Here is a 17,221-nt window from a genome sequence, read left to right as displayed (position 1 = left end):
CGGACGTCGCGCGGGCTTTCGCCAATTTTCGACGTTGCAGGAATAGCGCCATCGGCGGAACCGCCAATCTCCCCCCTTGTGGGGGAGATGTCCGGCAGGACAGAGGGGGGCGCTGTCCCGCCAGCATTTCGGATTTTCCTATGGCGCAGCGGTGCGAAAGAACGAAAATCACCTCAATCGTCAGCAGCCGGCGTCAGTTCCAGTTCGGCCGGCGTCAGCCCTTGCCGCAGCTGACTCAGCCGGAACTCGTCGACCCAATAGGCCTCGCCATCGACCAGCACGCGCGCCTGATAGGTGCCGCCGGAAAAACTCTGCGCGGTGACATAAACCTTGTGACGGTCGAGCGCCTTCTTCACCGCGGCGCGGCGGGACTTTTCTCTGGCGACGGGACTGGCCATGGCTTCACTCGAAACACGCTGCCGCTTGAATAACGGCTCGCTAAGGATGGCGGAGAGCGGGGATCGAGTCAATTTTCGCGCAGTCGGCGGCGATCACTCAGGCAAGGTCGTCGATTGCCAAGGACCCGGAGCTTCGCCATCCACGGGCTTGACCCGAGGACGGCGAAGTGAGGTGCTGCCGCCTCAATAGTCCATCCCCGCCCCGGGAGGCATTGCGGGACCGGCCTCCCTCTTCGGCTTTTCCGCCACCATCGCCTCGGTGGTGACCAGAAGCCCGGCGATGGAGGCGGCGTCCTGCAGGGCGGTGCGCACCACCTTGGCCGGGTCGATCACGCCTTGGCCAAAGAGATCGCCGTAATCGCCGGTCTGCGCGTTCCAGCCGAAAGAGAATTGAGCGTTCTCGCGCAGCCTGCCGACGATGATCGACCCTTCGGCGCCCGCGTTCTCGGCGATCTGGCGCACCGGCGTTTCCAGCGCGCGGCGCACGATTTCGATGCCGGTCCTCTGGTCGGGGTTGTCGACGGCGGCCGCGTCGAGCGCCTTTGCTGCTCTCAGCAGCGCCACGCCGCCGCCCGGCAGAATGCCTTCCTCGACCGCGGCGCGGGTGGCGTGCAGCGCGTCGTCGACACGATCCTTGCGTTCCCTGACCTCAACCTCAGTCGAGCCGCCGACGCGGATGACCGCGACGCCGCCGGCGAGCTTGGCCAGCCGTTCCTGCAATTTCTCGCGGTCGTAGTCGGAGCTGGTTTCGTCGATCTGCTGCTTGATCTGAGCGACGCGGCCCGCGATGTCGGGCTTGGCGCCAGCGCCATCGACGATGGTGGTGGTTTCCTTCTCGACGGTCACCCGCCTGGCGCGCCCAAGCATTTCGAGCGTAACATTCTCCAACTTGATGCCGAGATCCTCGGAGATGACCTGGCCGCCGGCGAGGATGGCGATGTCCTCCAGCATCGCCTTGCGGCGGTCGCCGAAGCCCGGCGCCTTGACGGCGGCGACCTTGAGGCCGCCGCGCAGCTTGTTGACGACCAGCGTCGCCAATGCCTCGCCCTCGACATCCTCGGCGATGATCAGAAGCGGCTTGGCCGACTGGACCACCGCCTCCAGGATCGGCAGCAGCGCCTGCAAATTGGACAGCTTCTTCTCGTGGATCAGCAGGTAAGGCTCCTCGAGATCGGCGCGCATCTTGTCCTGGTTGGTGATGAAATAAGGGCTGAGATAGCCGCGGTCGAACTGCATGCCCTCGACCACCTCGAGCTCGGTTTCCGCGGTCTTGGCTTCCTCGACGGTAATGACGCCTTCATTGCCGACCCTCTGCATCGCTTCGGCCAGGAAGCGGCCGATCTCGGCGTCGCCATTGGCCGAGATGGTGCCGACCTGGGCGATCTCGTCGTTGCGGGTTACCTTGCGGGCATTGGCCTTGAGCTCAGCGACGATCATTTCCACGGCCTTGTCGATGCCGCGCTTCAAATCCATCGGGTTCATGCCAGCGGCAACGGCTTTCGCCCCCTCCCTGACGATCGTCTGGGCGAGCACGGTGGCGGTGGTGGTGCCGTCGCCGGCAATGTCGCTGGTCCGCGACGCCACCTCGCGCACCATCTGCGCGCCCATATTCTCGAATTTGTCGACCAGTTCGATTTCCTTCGCCACGGTCACGCCGTCCTTGGTGATGCGCGGCGCGCCGAATGACTTGTCGATGACGACGTTGCGACCCTTGGGGCCGAGCGTCACCTTCACAGCGTCGGCCAGAATATCGACGCCGCGCAGCATCTTGTCGCGGGCCTCGGTGTGGAACTTCACTTCCTTGGCAACCATTGGAACCCTCCCTCCGCGAGCCTTCTATTACCGGGGCTCGCACGTCTATCGAACTAGTCTGGCACCGAGGGGTTTCAAGGGCTGCCACCCGGAATTTTCAACGCCCTGTCGGGACTTCAACGCACTGTAATCACGGCGCTATTCAGGATGGCGCGAGCGCAAGTGCGGGTCATTTCGAGAGCGGGCGGATTTGCGCGGTGCAGCATCGGAACACTTCGCCTCATCAGCCCGTTCAGATGGGCCCGGCGATTGTCGACCGGCCTTGCCAAGCAGGCGCGCCGCCTGCAGTAGTGAGCCCCGTCGCGTTTGCGCCGGCGAATGAGGGAGATGGTAATGGTCCAGATCAGGGCAATGGCGAAAGAGGATCTCTCGGCAGTGTCGCGGCTGCTTGGCCAATCCTGGCGGCGGACCTATTCGCCGATCATGGGCGAGGAAAACACCGCCCGGCTCTCCGACGAGAAGCATGCGCCGGAGAAGCTGGCCGAGGAACTCGCCGACGACAACAAGATGTCCTTCGTCGCCGAGCGGACCGACGGCTCGATCGCCGGCTATGCGATGGCTGCGATGGACGAGAAGGGCGACGTCATGCTCGACCGGCTGCATGTCGAGCCGCAGGAATTCGGCAGCGGGCTTGCCGTCGACCTTCTGCGCGCCGTACTTGCCGCCCATGCCGGCATTCCCAGCATCGCGCTGGAGGTGATTGAGGGCAACGACCGGGCGATCGCCTTCTACCGCAAGCATGGCTTCGAGATCGCCGAGCGCCGGCCGGCGGCGCACGGCGTCGGCGGCCATGCCTCGCTGATCATGCGCCGGCTGCTGCCGATGGCTTGAGGCGCTGGACGCTTCGCCTCCCGGCCCTATAATTTCGCGGGTGCTAATTTCTCACCGGAGACAGACAGATGAGCCTCGGCAAGCGAAAACTCGGGGGCCAGGGGCTCGAAGTCTCGGCGATCGGCCTCGGCTGCATGGGCATGAGCCAGTCCTACGGGCCGGCCGACGAAGCGGAGTCGATCGCGACAATCCACCGGGCGATCGAGCTCGGCTGCACCTTCCTCGACACGGCCGAGGTCTACGGGCCGTTCATCAACGAGGAATTGCTCGGACGCGCGCTGAAGGGCCGGCGCGACGAGGTGACGATCGCGACGAAATTCGGCTTCCGCATCGTCGACGGCAAGCAGGACGGAACCGGCCGCGACAGCCGGCCCGAGCATATCCGCGAGGTGGTCGAGGCGTCGCTCACGCGGCTCGCCACCGACCGCATCGACCTGCTCTATCAGCACCGCGTTGATCCGGATGTGCCGATGGAGGATGTCGCAGGCACGATCGGCGAGCTGGTGGCGGAGGGCAAGGTGCGCTTCTTCGGCCTCTCGGAGGCGGGGATTGCCAACATCCGCCGCGCCCATGCGGTGCATCCGGTTTCGGCACTGCAGAGCGAATATTCGCTGTGGGAACGCAACCTGGAGCCCGAGATCATCCCGGCGCTCGGCGAGCTCGGCATCGGCCTGGTGCCCTTCGCGCCGCTCGGCCGCGGCTTCCTCGCCGGCGACGTCAAGCGCGCGGAAGAGTATCCGGAAGGCGATTTCCGGCGCGGCGACCCGCGCTATCAGGGCGAGAATTTCGACGCCAATGTCGCGGCGGCCGCCGCCGTGCGCGACATCGCCGACGCCAAGGGCGTGAAGCCCGGCCAGGTGGCGATCGCCTGGCTGCTCGCCAAGGGTCCGGAATTCGGCATCGACATCGTGCCGATCCCCGGCACCAAACGGCGGACCTATCTGGAAGAAAATATCGCGGCGGCCGGCATCGAGCTCGACGCCACCGAGATGCTCGGGCTCGACATGGCGCTCTCGCCCGACAAGGTGTCGGGGCCGAGATATAACGAGCGGACGATGTCGATGGTGGATCGGTAGGGCCAGCCGATCTCCCCGGGGAGATCGACCCTACTTCTTCTTGCAGTCCGACAATGCCTCCATCGCCTTCCTGGCCTCCCCCTCGCTGGCGTATTTCTTCTTGCCGAGATCGATGACCAGCGTCCCGTCGGGCTTCTTCGGCACGATCTCGCACTGTTTCGATACGGCATCCCTGGCGACCCAGTATTCCTCGGCCGCCATGGCGGGAAGGCCGGCAATGCCGGTGGCGAGGATTGCGATGGCGACGGAGCGAACCATCCTGGCCTCCATTGCTTCATGTTGCTGGAAAGCAGGCCGCAACTGCCATTGGAAAACGCCCTGCCCGCGCTTCTGTTCCGGTGGCTCAGGCGCCCGAATGCCGATCGATGCTGTAAGGGTGCACGGGATAGCCCAGGCCGATCGCCGCGCTCACCCGGTCCATCCATGCCGCGACCGCCGGATAATCGGCAAGCGAAAAGCCGCAATCCTCGGCGCGGTGGCTGTAGGCGTAGACGGCGATGTCGGCGATGGTGAGCGAGCTGCCAACCAGGAAGGGCGTGTCTTGCAGGCTGCGCTCGAGAGCGCCAAGCGCGCGGGCGCCTGCCTCGCGCTTGGCGGCAACCATCGCCTGGTTGCGCTCCAGCCGCCCGGTCAGCGTCCAGAAGCGCAGCGAGCCGATGACCGGCTCGACATGATACTGCTCGAAGAACAGCCACTGCATGATTTTCGCGCGCAGGAATCGATCGGATGGAAGATAAGGCGTGCCCTCTGCGAGATAGGCGAGGATCGCGTTTGACTCGGCAATCGCCTCGCCATTCTCCAGGCCAAGCACCGGAACGGCGCCGGCCGGATTGAGCTTGAGAAATTCTTCCGTGTGGCTCTCGCCCTCGAAGATCGACACCATGCGGGTCTCGTAAGCGATGTCGAGCAGCCCGAGCAGGACGCGCACCTTCCAGGCATTTTGCGACGGCAGATAATCGTAGAGCGTGAGCATTGCGGGTCCCTTCTCGTGCAGGTGGCTTGCTTGGCATGGGCAATGCATGGGCGCCACCCGATTTATGCGGCGATCCGCCGGCGCGGAGGCTCCAGGGTCTCGATCAGCCTCGCCACCCGCGCGCCTGGCAAGCGGCCGGCATTCGAGCTCCATGATCAAATCTGCCGGCAGACAGAATGCGGGTCTTGATTTTGGTCAGACAACCTCCAAATCGACACTTGCCGGTCGCCTGAAGGGACCGGCGACGCCGCCGGTTTGCCGGCCGCGGCTTGCTGGCCACGATTTGTTGGCCATTCGGGCAACGGATCCGACGCGACGGCGCGGTTCGACTTGAGAGTCACACGATCCCAGGCCTGGACATTCGACGACATCCTGACGCGACCAGATGAGGAGGAAATGCAATGGCAATCCGTGATCTCATTCCCTGGGGCCGGGAGGGCAGCCAGCTCTCCGACATGTATCGCGATCTCCATCGTGGGGGCGACCCCTTCATGATGCTGCATCGGGAAATGAACCGCCTGTTCGACGACGCCATGCGTGGCTTCGAAACGCGCATGCCGTCATTTGGCGGGGCCTATGCCGGACAAGCCTGGCCAAGTGTGGAAATCTCCGACGGCGAGACGGACATCCACGTGACCGCCGAGATTCCCGGCATGGAGGAAAAGGACATCGAGGTGCTGCTCGACGACGGCGTGCTGACGCTGCGCGGCGAGAAGCGCGCCGAGACCGAGGACAAGGGCAAGCAATTCTCCGAACGCTTCTATGGCCGTTTCGAGCGACGCATCCCGCTCGGCTACGAAGTCGAGGAAGACAAGGTCCACGCCACCTTCCGCAACGGCGTGCTCACCGTAACGCTGCCCAAGACCAAGCGCGCCCAGACCAAGGCCAAACGCATCGCCGTCAACGAGGGCAAGGCTAGCAGCGCCAAGCACTGAAGCCTAAGCTGCTGATCTCCCCCTTGCGGAGGGGGAGATCGGCCGTCACCGACGCAGTCGCCCAATCTTCCGCCTCACCCCCGCTTTTTGATATCAGCGGCCACCGCCTGCGCCTCGATGCCGATCTCGCGCAGCAGGCCGGTGACCGGGTTGTAGAAGCCGACGAGATAGACGCCGAGCTGCGAGGCGCGGGCATTGACGCCACTGTTCCCCGGCCTGAGCTCCGCCGGCAGGATGCCGTCGAAGCCCGGCCGATAGCCGGTGGCGAGGATCACCGCGTCGAATTTCCTCTCCCGCCCGTCGGCGAACTTGGCGCCGCCCCCGGTGAAGCGGGCGATGTCAGGCGCGATGCCGATCCGACCCGCCTTGATCGCCGCCACGGTGCCGACATCGATGACGGGAATGCGCCCGGCATCGATCTGCGCGAGGATGCCCTGCTTCGGCCGCACGATGCCGTATTTCTCCAGCCTGCCCAGCGCGAGATCGAGGATTTTCGGAAACATCCAGTCGTTCAGCGCCTGCGGCATCGGCCGGCTGGCGATGCCCACCATCTGGATCGGCACGCCGAAGAGCTGGCGCGGCACGATGTGGACGCCCTTGCGCACCGAGATCGTCGGACGGGCGCCGCTTTCGGCCAGGTCGAGCGCGATCTCGGCGCCGGTATTGCCCATGCCGATGACCAGCACGTTCTTGGCCGTATAGGGTGCGGCCTCCGTATAGGCGGCACTGTGCAGCACGTTGCCCTTGAAGGCCTCGATGCCCGGGAAGTCCGGCGTGATGGGCTCGGCATTGTTGCCGGTGGCGATCACGAGCTTGCGGGCGAGGATCTCCCCTCTATCGGTCTCGACCAGGAATTTTCCGCCCGCACGGCGGATCGCCTTCACCGTCACGCCGAAGCGCGGCTCGAGGCCGAAGCGTTCGGCATAGGCATCTAGATAGGCAACCACCTTCTCGCGCGGGACGTAGCGCGGGTGGCTTTTGGGGAACGGCACAAAGGGCAGCGACGAGAAGGATTTCACCGTGTGCAGATGCAGCCGCCGGTAATGCCGCCGCCAAGCCGGCGCCACCTCGCCGGCCTTTTCGAGGATGATGAAATCGATGCCAGCCTGTTTCAGACAGGCGCCGACGGCAAGACCCGCCGGTCCGGCGCCGACAATGACGACATTGGTGTCCAACGTAGTTTCCTCCCCCCAAGGCCATATCAGGCTATGCCGGGAGGCGTGGAAACGGCAAGTGGGGAGAAGCACCTATCCTTCTCCCTTGTGGGAGAAAGGAAGAACTCACTCCATCTCGCCAGGCACTTCGGGCTCGTCCTCGGGCGGTTCCAGGATCTCGATCAGCCGCGACACCCGAGGGCTGGGCATTGCGTGCCCCTCGTTCACAAGCGCCTCGTCGGCGCCGATCCAAGCGAAGGCCTCGCGCAATTCCTCGAGGCTGGCACCGGTGAGCGCGATGTCGGCGATCACGGCCTCATCGACCGGGCCAAGAACGGAAACGATCTCGTTGCGGGTCATCATTGTCCTCCCCCATCTGTCGAGGCGATGGCATAGAAACGGGGGATGGGTGGGACGGGTTCCGAGCGGTGCAGACTCTCTATCTTCCCCCTTGTGGGGAGATAGGCGCTGGCACGCTCAAGCCGAGCTCCGCAGCATCAGCTCCGCGTTGAGCAGTATCCGCTCGGGCTTCGCCGCGGGCGATTTCTCGTCCAGCCTTGCCAGCAGCAGCTCGATCGCGAGGCGGCCGATCTCGTTGTAGTTCTGCGCTACCGTGGTGATCGGCGGGCAGGCGTAACGCGACAGCGGATGGTCGTCGTGGCCGGCGACGCGCAGGTCGCAGTCGGGGCCGTGGCCAACCTTCAGGCCGAGCTGGTAGGCGGCGCCGAGCACGCCGAAGGCGACGCGGTCGTTTGCGCACAGCACGGTCCTGGTCGGGAAGCCCTTGCCCTTCAGGATGCGAAGCGCCTCGTCGAAGCCGAATTTTTCGAAATCCCAGGACCGCACGTCTTCGACAGACACGATCGACGGCGTCATCCCGACTTGCCGCATGGCCTCGGCATAGGCCTCCTGCCGCGCCAAGGCGTTGTTGTTGACCAGCGGCATGGCGAAGTAGCAGGGCGGCTCGCCGGAGCGGCAGAGATAGTCGACGATCAGCCTGAAACTTTGCCGGTTGTCGGTGCCGACGAAGGACGAGGTTTCGTCGAGCGGCGAGTCGACGTAGATCAGCGGGATCGAAGAGCCGAGCTCGGCCAGGATGCGATGATGCGAGCGCACGCCGAGCGGCGCGATGATGGCACCGGCGATGTTCATCGACCGGAACGTCTGGATGGCCTGGTCCTCCATCTCGGCGCGCCCGTCGGAGGAGAGCACGAAGGCGAGGAAGCCGGCCTCGTTGGCGATCAGCTCGATGCGGCGCGTCAGCGCCATGTAGAACGGATCGGTCGAGTTCGGGATGATGACGCCGAGGATGTTGGAACGGCGGCGGTTCAAATTGACGGCGAACATGCTCGGCCGGAAGTCGGACTTCTTCAGCGCCGCCTCGATGGCACTGCGCGTGTTGCGCCGCACCGAGTCCGGATCGTTGAAATATTTGGAGACCGTCGTGCGGGACAGACCGACAAAGGCGGAAAAATCCTCCATTGTCCTTATTGTCTTTGCCATCCGATTGCCCCTGTCCGTACCGCCTCGCGACTATCTACTTGAGTCACCATTTTCGCGCAAAGAAGCCGGCTCGCCCGCTACTGTTCAGAAGAAAACTGTACCTTCATCGTCGCCGGGCTGCCGGCGCTCTTTTCGAAGAAGGGCAACACCTCTGCAAGCGGCAGCTGATGGCTGACCAGCTTCGCCATCGTGCCGTCGTCGCGGCTCAGGATCTCCAGCGCCTGCGGGATGTTGCGGTTCAGCGAATGCGAGCCCGCAAGCCTGATCTGGCGGCGGAAGATCTCGAACGGCGCGACCGAGATCCTCGCGTCAGGCGCGCAGACGCCGAAGACGAGCGCCGTGCCGCCGTCGGCGGTGAGGCCAATCATGCCCTCCACCACCCTGGCGACGCCGGTGGCGTCGGCGACGAAGTCGAAGCCCTTCGCCCTTGCGGCGAGTGCCTGCGATCCGGAAACCAGCGGCTCGAGCGCGAGGCTCTCTGCGAAGGCGAGCCGCGGCTCGCTGATGTCGGCGACCGCCACGCTTCCCACGCCCCTCGCCTTCAGCGACAAAGCCATGAGCAGGCCGATCGGCCCGGCGCCGAAGACCAGCGCGTTGCCAGGCACGCGCCCGCCCGCCCCTACCCCGGCGGCGCCGAGGCCATTCAGCACACACGCCAGCGGCTCGGCGAGCGCGGCCGTTTCGAAGCCGAGATCGCCGATGCCGTGTAGATGGTCGACAGCTACCAGGCTGTACTCGGCGAAGCCGCCATTCTCCGTCACGCCATAGGCCTTCAGCGCGGCGCAGAGATTGGTCAGGCCCTTCGCGCAGGCCGGGCATTGCCCGCACGGGATGTTGGGATCGACGGCGACGCGGTCGCCGGGCTTCACCGATGTCACGTCGTCGGCGACCGCCTCGACAGTGCCGGCATATTCATGCCCGGGAACCAGCGGGAAAGCGCCCTCGCCGTAACGGCCGTGCAGCACGTCGATGTCAGTGTGGCAGAGGCCCGCGGCGCGCACCCTGACCAGGGCGTGCCCCGGTCTGATCTTCGGCGTGTCGAGGTCCGCCATGCCGGCAACGCCCGCGGCTGCAAATCGGATAGCTTTCATCCCGTCTCCTCCAATCGGTCTGGCGGCCCCCCTCAGCTCATCCAGTTGCCGCCGTCGACGTTGTAGGTCTGGGCGAGGATGTAGTCGCTGTCGGCCGAGGCGAGGAAGACCGCGAGGCCTGAAATGTCCTCCGGCGTGGCGAAACGGCCGATCGGCACCGCCTTCGCCACCTGCGCCTTCTTCTCGCCCGGCTTCAGGCCCTGCCAGCGAGCGAAATGGGCGTCGACATCGTCCCAATGCTCGCCGTCGACGACGCCGGGCGCAATGGCGTTGACGTTGATGCCGTGCTTGACCAGGGCGAGCGCCGCCGACTGCGTGGCCGAGATGATCGCCGCCTTGGAGGCGCAGTAGAGCATCGCCAGCGCCTCGCCGCGCCGGCCGGCCTGGCTCGCCATGTTGATGATCTTGCCGCCGCGGCCGCGCTTAATCATCAGATTGGCGACGGCCTTCATCATGAACAGCGGCCCCTTGAGGTTGATGCCGAAGATCCGCTCGTAGCTCGCCTCGGTGATGTCGGTGATCGGAGCCATATCGAAGATGGCGGCGTTGTTGATCAGGATGTCGATGCCGCCGAATTCGCGGTCGACCTCGGCGGCGACGCTCTCGATCGCGGCAAGGTCGGTGACGTCGAGTTTTTGGGCGCTGACCGCCGGACCGATCCCGGCCGCCGCCTGCGTGGCGCGCTCGATGTCGATATCGGCGATCACCACCCTCGCCCCTTCACGCGCATAGGCCCGCGCGAAGCCGAGGCCGATGCCGCGCGCGCCGCCGGTGATGAGCGCAGTCTTGTTGGTCAGCTTCATTCCAAATTCCAGTTTCTAAGTTTCGAAAACGATGTCGGTGCACGCCAAGGAACGCACGGATCCGCCGTTGCTCACGCAATTCCGGACGGAAAAACCGCTGTGCGATTTTCCTGGAATTGCTCGGGCGGATCCGCGCATCCTCCGGCCTGCCGCAGGGAGTTTTACCGCGGGCCGGATGGCCGGGAGAGGCGCACGCTCCGTCTCCCGGCCGGCCTGTTCGGGGCCGCTATTTGATGTAGCCCGCCTCCTCCATCGTCTTCTCGACGTTGGCCTGGGCACCGTTCAGCGCGTCGTCGACCGACTGCTCACCGGTGACGGCGGCAGCGACCGCCTGGCCGACCTGCGTGCCGATGCCCTGGAATTCGGGGATGGCGACGAACTGGATCCCGATATAGGGCACCGGGTCCTTGGACTGCTTGGTCGGATCGGCGGATTCGATCGCGGCAAGCACGGTCGCGGCGAAGGGCGCCGCCTTCTGGTAGTCCGGGCTGGCATAGGTGGATTTACGCGTTCCCGGCGGTGCCGCGACCCAGCCCTCGGTCTCGCCGACGCGCTGGACATAGGCCTTCGAGGTCGCCCACTTCACGAAGGACTTCGCCGTGTCCGCCTTCTTGGTCGAGGCCGGGATGGCGAGGCTCCACGCCCAGCCCCAGGCAGAGCCGTTGGGCGTGACCGCCACCGGCGCCTTGGCGAAGGCAACCTTGTCGGCCACCTTGCTCTGCTTCGGGTCATAGACACGGCCGGCGGCGGACGTGGCGTCGATCCACATCGCGCAACGACCGGAGGCGAACAGCGTCTGGTTCTCGTTGAAGCCGTTGGAGCTGATGCCCGGAGGTCCGTCCTTCTTCATCGTGTCGACATACCAGCCGATCGCCTTCTTCCACGCGTCGGAATTCAACTGCGGCTTCCAGTCCAGGTCGAACCAGCGGCCGCCGAAAGTGTTCACCAGCGTGCCGACAAAGGCCATGTTCTCGCCCCAGCCCGGCTTGCCGCGCAGGCAGAGCCCATACTGCTCCTTCGACTTGTCGGTGAGCTTGTCGGCGAATTCGGTGATCTGGTCGTAGGTCGGCTGCTCCGGCATCTTCAGCCCGGCGGCGTCGAACAGGTCCTTGCGGTAGAGCGTGAAGGAGCTCTCGGCATAGAAGGGCACGGCATAGAGCTTGCCGTCGACGGTGAGGCCGCTGCGCACCGGCGCGATCAGATCGTCATAGTCGTAGTCGTCGCCGAGATCGTTGAGCGGCGTCAGCCAGCCGCTTTTGCCCCAGATCGGCGTCTCGTAGCCGCCGATGGTGAGCACGTCGAACTGACCGCCCTTGGTGGCGATGTCGGTGGTGACGCGCTCGCGCAGCACGTTCTCCTCCAGCACCACCCAGTTGACCTTGTTGCCGGTGGCCTTCTCCCACTCCGACGACAGTTTCTGCATGATGATCATGTCGCCGTTGTTGACGGTCGCGACGGTGATCTCCTCCGACAGGGCAGCGCCTGCCGTCAACGCCGAAGCGGCGGTGGCCGCGGCGAGAATTCCCATGAGCCTACGCATTGGCATTCCGTCTCCTCCTATACGAATGCGCATGTGTAACTGTACATGCGTATAGATTTTATTGCGCTTAAGTAAGGAAGAGTCAAGGTGGTTCGACGCCACTGTGCAAGCGAACGAAGGCCGCAACCGGTGGATGATTTTGTCCATTGTGCGGAGCAGGCCTCCCGTCTAGCTTGCCGGGCCCCGAGGGGAAGCATCGCCATGACGATCGAAATCGAAGGTATCCCGCTCGACGCGCTAAGGGCGCTGTCGCATCAGGAGCAGGACGAACTGCTCAGCTTTTCGCGGCCAATTTCTTTCATGATGGGAAGCGCCACGGTCCTGGCCGAGTTCAACCAGGATGGAAAGGAACTGACCATCAATCTTGCCCATATCGACGGTGGGGGCGAAGGTGTTCTGCTGGTCCTCTGGCGAGCCCTACGAGCGTATGCGACCGAACGTGACTTCCACTCAATTCGCTGGAACGTGCATGCACTGACCTGTGCGAAGCCGAATCCAAGGCTACAGCGTTTCTTGCGGACACATAGCTTTTCCGAGGTAGACGATCCTTCTTACGGTCCGATCTTCACCCGCACGACGAAACTGCTGGTCGCCGCGTGAAGCTCCCACTCGCCATCGCCGCCCTGCTCCTGCCCGCGCCGGCCCTCGCCGATTGGAAGCCGGTCGAGAAAATCGAGCCCTATGCCATCTCCGGGCAGACGGTGGAGGAACTCTATGTCTCGATCGGCGACAAGGGTCCGGTGATCGGCAAGGACAGCGCGGGCAATGGGCGGCGGGCGATCGCGCAGACCAATTTCAAGCTGACCTGGCAGCGGGACTACCAACCGCAAGGCGGCGCCTGCGTGCTGAAGACGGCGCGGCCGAAGCTCATCATCACCTACACGCTGCCGAAACCTGCCGGAAAACTTGCCCCGGCCGTGCAGGCACGCTGGGATGCGTTCGCCGACGGGCTTATCGCGCATGAGAAGGTGCACGGCGCCGGCATCGTCGACATGGTGGACAAGATCGTCACCTTCAGCACCGGCCTCACCGTGGCCGACGATCCCGGTTGCAAGAAGATCAGGGTCGAGCTGACGCAACATCTCGACCAGCTTTCCAAGGCCCAGCGTCAGGCCAGCCGCGACTTCGACAAGGTCGAGTTCGGCCCGGGCGGGAATTTGCAGAAGCTGATCGCGGCGTTTTTGCTCGGGGGGTGAGAGGCAGCGGTCGGCGCCCTGCCCTCCGTGTGAGCAGGGGCACAATGAAGCAATGTCCGCATCCCACACGGATAGCGGCCAATCCAATTTACGCCGCAACGGGCACAGGTCAGGTTTCCCGGATAGGTTGAAATCAAGCACCTTAGTATTTGCTAATGTTATTCAGCCGCTATCCGACAAGGGAGAAGCGGCGTAGCCGGCTCGACTTCTCAGTCCATCCGACCTCCGCGACGAAAGTATAAGGGCACGCACCGCAGCTTTACAGGCGAGTTTGGTAGCGCTACCGTTTCACAGTCGCGTGACCCGGGGGGAGCTGGGGCAACGTCGCCGACGCCAGTGGTGGATGCTTGCCGGCATCCGTTTCAGCCACACCTTGATTGGGAAACGGCTCCCCGCGAAACCTCGCAGGGACCATCGGGAGGAGTTCGATGGCGTCTGTCGCGATTGGCGATGTCTACAAGTCGTTCGGAGCCACCCAGATCCTGCACGGCGTCAGCGTCAATATAGACGACGGCGAGTTCGTCACGCTGGTCGGGCCGTCGGGCTGCGGAAAATCGACCCTTCTTCGGATGATTGCCGGCCTGGAAAAAATCTCACGCGGCCATATTTCGATCGGCAGCCGGATCGTCAACGACGTTGCGCCGAAGGAGCGCGACGTGGCCATGGTCTTCCAGAACTACGCGCTCTATCCGCACATGACAGTGGCCGAGAACATGGCGTTCTCACTCATGCTGAAGGGTGTGCCCAAGGCGCAAAGCGATGCCGGAGTGCAGCGCGCGGCCGAGATCCTCGGGCTGGTTCCGCTTCTGTCGCGCTATCCGCGCCAGCTTTCAGGCGGCCAGCGTCAGCGCGTCGCCATGGGCCGCGCGATCGTGCGCAATCCGCAGGTGTTCCTGTTCGATGAGCCGCTCAGCAATCTTGACGCTAAGCTGAGGGTCCAGATGCGCGCCGAGATCAAGGAGCTGCACCAGCGACTGAAGACGACGACGATTTACGTCACCCATGACCAGATCGAGGCCATGACAATGGCCGACAAGATAGTCGTCATGCATGACGGCATCGTCGAGCAAATCGGACCGCCGCTCGATCTCTACGACCGGCCGAACAACCTTTTCGTCGCGAGTTTCATCGGCTCGCCCGCCATGAACCTGCTCAAGGGCACATTCGCCAACGATGGCGTGCCGTCCTTCCGGGGCGCGGGAGGCGTTTCGGTGCCCTTGCCGAAACCACCTTCGATCGGCAATGGCGAAGCGATGGTGCTCGGCGTGCGGCCCGAGCATCTGCGGCTGGCCGACGACGGCATTCCGGTCACCGTGGTGGTTATCGAGCCGACCGGCTCGGAAGTGCAGATCATCGGCCGGACGGCCGGCGGCGAGGATATCGTCGCCAATTTCCGCGAACGCCATTCCTTCGCGCCGGGAGAAACCATCCGGCTGTCGGTCGAACCCGGCCCCATCCATCTGTTTCACGGCGGAACGGGCCAGCGGATCGAAGCGGCGCGATAGTTCACGCAACGAGGAAAAAGCAGGAGGAGACGAGCATGAAGTTCACCAGACGCGACGTGATCCGCACGACCGCCGGCGCGGCGGCCGGGGCCTTGGGCAGCCGCTTGATCGGCTCACCGGCCATCGCCCAGGAGGGGCTCAAGTACAAGCCGGAGGATGGTGCGAAGCTCCGGCTGCTGCGCTGGTCGCCTTTCGTGCAGGGCGACGAGGACCAGTGGCTGAAGAATACGAAGCGGTTCACCGAGGCGACGGGCGTCGAGGTCCGTGTCGACAAGGAGAGCTGGGAAGACATCCGGCCCAAGGCTGCGGTCGCCGCCAATGTCGGCTCCGGCCCGGACCTGATGCTGGTCTGGTTCGACGACCCGCACCAGTACCCCGACAAGCTGCTCGACGTGACGGAACTGGGCGACTATCTCGGCAAGAAATATGGCGGCTGGTACGACGGCCCGAAACAGTATGCGACGCGCGAGGGCAAGTTCCTCGGCCTGCCGCTGGCCACCATCGGCAACGCCATCGTCTATCGCGAAAGCTGGGTGAAGGAGGCGGGCTTCTCCGAATTCCCGAAGGACACTGCCGGTTTCCTCGAACTCTGCAAGGCGCTGAAGGCGAAAGGTCATCCAGCCGGCTTCACGCATGGCCATGGCGTCGGCGACGGCAACAACTACGCGCATTGGCTGCTTTGGAGCCATGGCGGCCAGATGGTCGACGAGAAGGGCAACGTGACGATCAACAGCCCGGAGACGCTCAAGGCGATCCAGTATGCGCAGGAGCTCTACAAGACCTTCATTCCCGGCACCGAAAGCTGGCTCGACGTGAACAACAACCGCGCCTTCCTGGCCGGCGAAGTGAGCGTGATCGCCAACGGCATTTCGGTCTACAACACGGCCAAGGTCAACAAGGACAAGGATCCGAAACTGACCGAAATCGCCAAGGACATGCGCACCACCAACCTGCCGATCGGTCCGGTCGGGAAATCGGTCGAGCTGTTCCAGGTGACCACGGCCGTGATCTTCAACTACACCCCCTACCCCAACGCGGCCAAAGCCTATCTGCAGTTCATGTTCGAGGAGCCGCAGATGCCGGACTGGATCACGTCGTCGGCCGCGTATTGCTGCCAGACGCTGAAGGCTTTCGAGAACAACCCGGTGTGGAAGGCCGACCCGAACAATGCGGCTTACGCGAAGGCCTCGGCGACGCTGCGCCCCAACGGCTATGCCGGGCCGCTCGGCTATGCCTCCGCCGCGACCATGGCCGACTATGTGCTGGTAGACATGTTCGCCAAGGCGGTAACAGGCCAGGCCACGCCGCAGGAGGCGATGGAAGAGGCCGAAAAGCGCGCCAACCGCTACTATCGCGTCTGATCCTGTTCGACCTGAGCCGGGGTGGCCGCGCCTGTCGTCCGGAGGCATTCGGAACGAAGAGCCGTCCCGGCCGCTCCATCAGACTTCATAGGGAGCCCACGCCATGGCCGTGCCATCCGTTGCCGTTCAGCGACCTCCGTCGATCCTTTCGCGGCTCGCCGAGAGCCGGAATGCTCTTGGCCTCGGCTTCATGCTGCCGGCGGCGGCGCTGCTCCTGGTGTTTCTCACCTATCCGCTCGGGCTCGGTGTCTGGCTCGGCTTCACCGATGCCCGTATTGGCCGCCCCGGCATCTTCATAGGCATCGAGAACTATCAATATCTGTGGAGCGACGGCGTCTTCTGGCTCTCCGTCTTCAACACCCTGCTCTACACGATAAGCGCATCGATCCTGAAGTTCGTGCTCGGCCTGTGGCTCGCTCTCATTCTCAACGAGAACTTGCCCTTCAAATCATTCTTCCGCGCGATCGTCCTGCTGCCTTGGGTGGTGCCCACGGTGTTGTCGGCCATCGCCTTCTGGTGGATCTACGATTCGCAGTTCTCGATCCTGTCCTGGGCGCTGCAGCAAATGGGCCTGATCGACCATCGCATCAATTTCCTCGGTGATCCGACCAATGCGCGCGCTTCCGTCATCGCTGCCAATGTCTGGCGCGGCATTCCGTTCGTCGCCATCACGCTGCTTGCCGGCCTGCAGACCATTCCCCAATCGCTTTACGAGGCGGCCACGCTCGACGGCGCCAGCCGCTGGCAATTGTTCCGCCATGTCACGCTGCCGCTTTTGACGCCGATCATCGCCATCACCATGACCTTCTCGGTGCTGTTTACCTTCACCGACTTCCAGCTGATCTATGTGCTGACCCGCGGCGGACCGGTGAACGCCACCCACCTGATGGCGACACTGTCGTTCCAGCGCGGCATTGCCGGCGGCCAGCTCGGCGAAGGCGCGGCCATCGCGGTCGCCATGATCCCCTTCCTGCTGGCGGCGATCCTGTTCAGCTATTTCGGCCTGCAGCGGCGCAGGTGGCAGCAAGGCGGAGGAGACTGAC

At 64.2% G+C, this 17,221-nt stretch carries 18 protein-coding genes; 8 read left to right on the top strand and 10 right to left on the bottom strand.

Going from position 1 to position 17,221, the window contains the following annotated elements:
• Window positions 1-173: 173 nt before the first annotated feature.
• Both RFN30_RS21475 and groL read right to left on the bottom strand, forming a co-directional pair.
• Window positions 174-398, bottom strand: coding sequence for a hypothetical protein (locus RFN30_RS21475; protein WP_320264088.1), 225 nt, complete (start codon window positions 396-398; stop codon window positions 174-176).
• A 183-nt stretch (window positions 399-581) separates the two neighbouring features.
• Window positions 582-2,210 (bottom strand): chaperonin GroEL, encoded by a 1,629-nt coding sequence (groL, locus tag RFN30_RS21470; RefSeq protein ID WP_320264087.1) that lies wholly within the window; start codon window positions 2,208-2,210, stop codon window positions 582-584.
• A 333-nt stretch (window positions 2,211-2,543) separates the two neighbouring features.
• Here groL and RFN30_RS21465 point away from each other — a divergent pair, with 333 nt between their 5' ends.
• Both RFN30_RS21465 and RFN30_RS21460 read left to right on the top strand, forming a co-directional pair.
• A complete protein-coding gene (locus RFN30_RS21465) occupies window positions 2,544-3,041 on the top strand; it encodes a GNAT family N-acetyltransferase (protein WP_320264086.1) in 498 nt (165 codons plus the stop codon).
• 68 nt (window positions 3,042-3,109) lie between these two features.
• A complete protein-coding gene (locus RFN30_RS21460) occupies window positions 3,110-4,117 on the top strand; it encodes an aldo/keto reductase (protein ID WP_320264085.1) in 1,008 nt (335 codons plus the stop codon).
• Between the two features lie 30 nt (window positions 4,118-4,147).
• Here the strand turns inward: RFN30_RS21460 and RFN30_RS21455 are convergent, their stop codons facing one another.
• Window positions 4,148-4,375 carry a hypothetical protein gene (locus RFN30_RS21455; RefSeq protein ID WP_320264084.1) on the bottom strand — a complete coding sequence of 76 codons (228 nt, stop codon included), beginning with the start codon at window positions 4,373-4,375 and terminating at the stop codon, window positions 4,148-4,150.
• 85 nt (window positions 4,376-4,460) lie between these two features.
• The gene (locus RFN30_RS21450; protein WP_320264083.1) at window positions 4,461-5,090 is read right to left on the bottom strand and encodes a glutathione S-transferase family protein; all 630 of its coding nucleotides are present in this window, start codon (window positions 5,088-5,090) and stop codon (window positions 4,461-4,463) included.
• Between the two features lie 401 nt (window positions 5,091-5,491).
• On the opposite strand from RFN30_RS21450, the gene RFN30_RS21445 reads away from it, so the two are divergent.
• A complete protein-coding gene (locus RFN30_RS21445) occupies window positions 5,492-6,025 on the top strand; it encodes an Hsp20/alpha crystallin family protein (RefSeq protein ID WP_320264082.1) in 534 nt (177 codons plus the stop codon).
• A 74-nt stretch (window positions 6,026-6,099) separates the two neighbouring features.
• Here RFN30_RS21445 and RFN30_RS21440 read toward each other — a convergent pair whose 3' ends face one another.
• The 6 genes from RFN30_RS21440 to RFN30_RS21415 form a co-directional block, all read right to left on the bottom strand.
• The gene (locus RFN30_RS21440; protein WP_320264081.1) at window positions 6,100-7,200 is read right to left on the bottom strand and encodes a flavin-containing monooxygenase; all 1,101 of its coding nucleotides are present in this window, start codon (window positions 7,198-7,200) and stop codon (window positions 6,100-6,102) included.
• A 105-nt stretch (window positions 7,201-7,305) separates the two neighbouring features.
• The gene (locus RFN30_RS21435) at window positions 7,306-7,539 is read right to left on the bottom strand and encodes a hypothetical protein (RefSeq protein WP_320264080.1); all 234 of its coding nucleotides are present in this window, start codon (window positions 7,537-7,539) and stop codon (window positions 7,306-7,308) included.
• Window positions 7,540-7,656: 117 nt separating this feature from the next.
• Window positions 7,657-8,661, bottom strand: a complete 1,005-nt coding sequence (locus tag RFN30_RS21430; RefSeq protein ID WP_320264242.1) for a LacI family DNA-binding transcriptional regulator — start codon at window positions 8,659-8,661, stop codon at window positions 7,657-7,659.
• A 98-nt stretch (window positions 8,662-8,759) separates the two neighbouring features.
• A complete protein-coding gene (locus RFN30_RS21425) occupies window positions 8,760-9,773 on the bottom strand; it encodes a zinc-dependent alcohol dehydrogenase family protein (RefSeq protein ID WP_320264079.1) in 1,014 nt (337 codons plus the stop codon).
• Between the two features lie 32 nt (window positions 9,774-9,805).
• Window positions 9,806-10,576, bottom strand: coding sequence for an L-iditol 2-dehydrogenase (locus RFN30_RS21420; RefSeq protein ID WP_320264078.1), 771 nt, complete (start codon window positions 10,574-10,576; stop codon window positions 9,806-9,808).
• Between the two features lie 226 nt (window positions 10,577-10,802).
• Window positions 10,803-12,116 (bottom strand): ABC transporter substrate-binding protein, encoded by a 1,314-nt coding sequence (locus RFN30_RS21415; protein WP_320264077.1) that lies wholly within the window; start codon window positions 12,114-12,116, stop codon window positions 10,803-10,805.
• A 201-nt stretch (window positions 12,117-12,317) separates the two neighbouring features.
• Between RFN30_RS21415 and RFN30_RS21410 the strand changes: the two genes are divergently transcribed.
• The 5 genes from RFN30_RS21410 (at window position 12,318) to RFN30_RS21390 (ending at window position 17,220) form a co-directional block, all read left to right on the top strand.
• Window positions 12,318-12,716, top strand: a complete 399-nt coding sequence (locus RFN30_RS21410) for a hypothetical protein (RefSeq protein ID WP_320264076.1) — start codon at window positions 12,318-12,320, stop codon at window positions 12,714-12,716.
• Window positions 12,713-13,312: a DUF922 domain-containing Zn-dependent protease gene (locus tag RFN30_RS21405; protein WP_320264075.1), complete on the top strand. Its 600-nt coding sequence runs from the start codon at window positions 12,713-12,715 to the stop codon at window positions 13,310-13,312. Before RFN30_RS21410 ends, RFN30_RS21405 begins: the two co-directional genes overlap by 4 nt.
• 428 nt (window positions 13,313-13,740) lie before the next feature.
• On the top strand, window positions 13,741-14,817 hold the full coding sequence (locus RFN30_RS21400) for an ABC transporter ATP-binding protein (RefSeq protein ID WP_320264074.1): 1,077 nt from the start codon (window positions 13,741-13,743) through the stop codon (window positions 14,815-14,817).
• A 35-nt stretch (window positions 14,818-14,852) separates the two neighbouring features.
• Window positions 14,853-16,178: an ABC transporter substrate-binding protein gene (locus RFN30_RS21395; RefSeq protein ID WP_320264073.1), complete on the top strand. Its 1,326-nt coding sequence runs from the start codon at window positions 14,853-14,855 to the stop codon at window positions 16,176-16,178.
• Between the two features lie 103 nt (window positions 16,179-16,281).
• Window positions 16,282-17,220, top strand: a complete 939-nt coding sequence (locus RFN30_RS21390; RefSeq protein WP_320264072.1) for a carbohydrate ABC transporter permease — start codon at window positions 16,282-16,284, stop codon at window positions 17,218-17,220.
• Window position 17,221: the final 1 nt, after the last annotated feature.

The sequence above is a fragment of the Mesorhizobium dulcispinae genome, assembly GCF_033977345.1.
In the GTDB taxonomy this organism is placed as follows: Bacteria; Pseudomonadota; Alphaproteobacteria; order Rhizobiales; family Rhizobiaceae; genus Mesorhizobium; species Mesorhizobium dulcispinae.
Note: the sequence above shows the minus strand (reverse complement) of the source record. Positions and strands in the feature narration are given on the sequence as shown.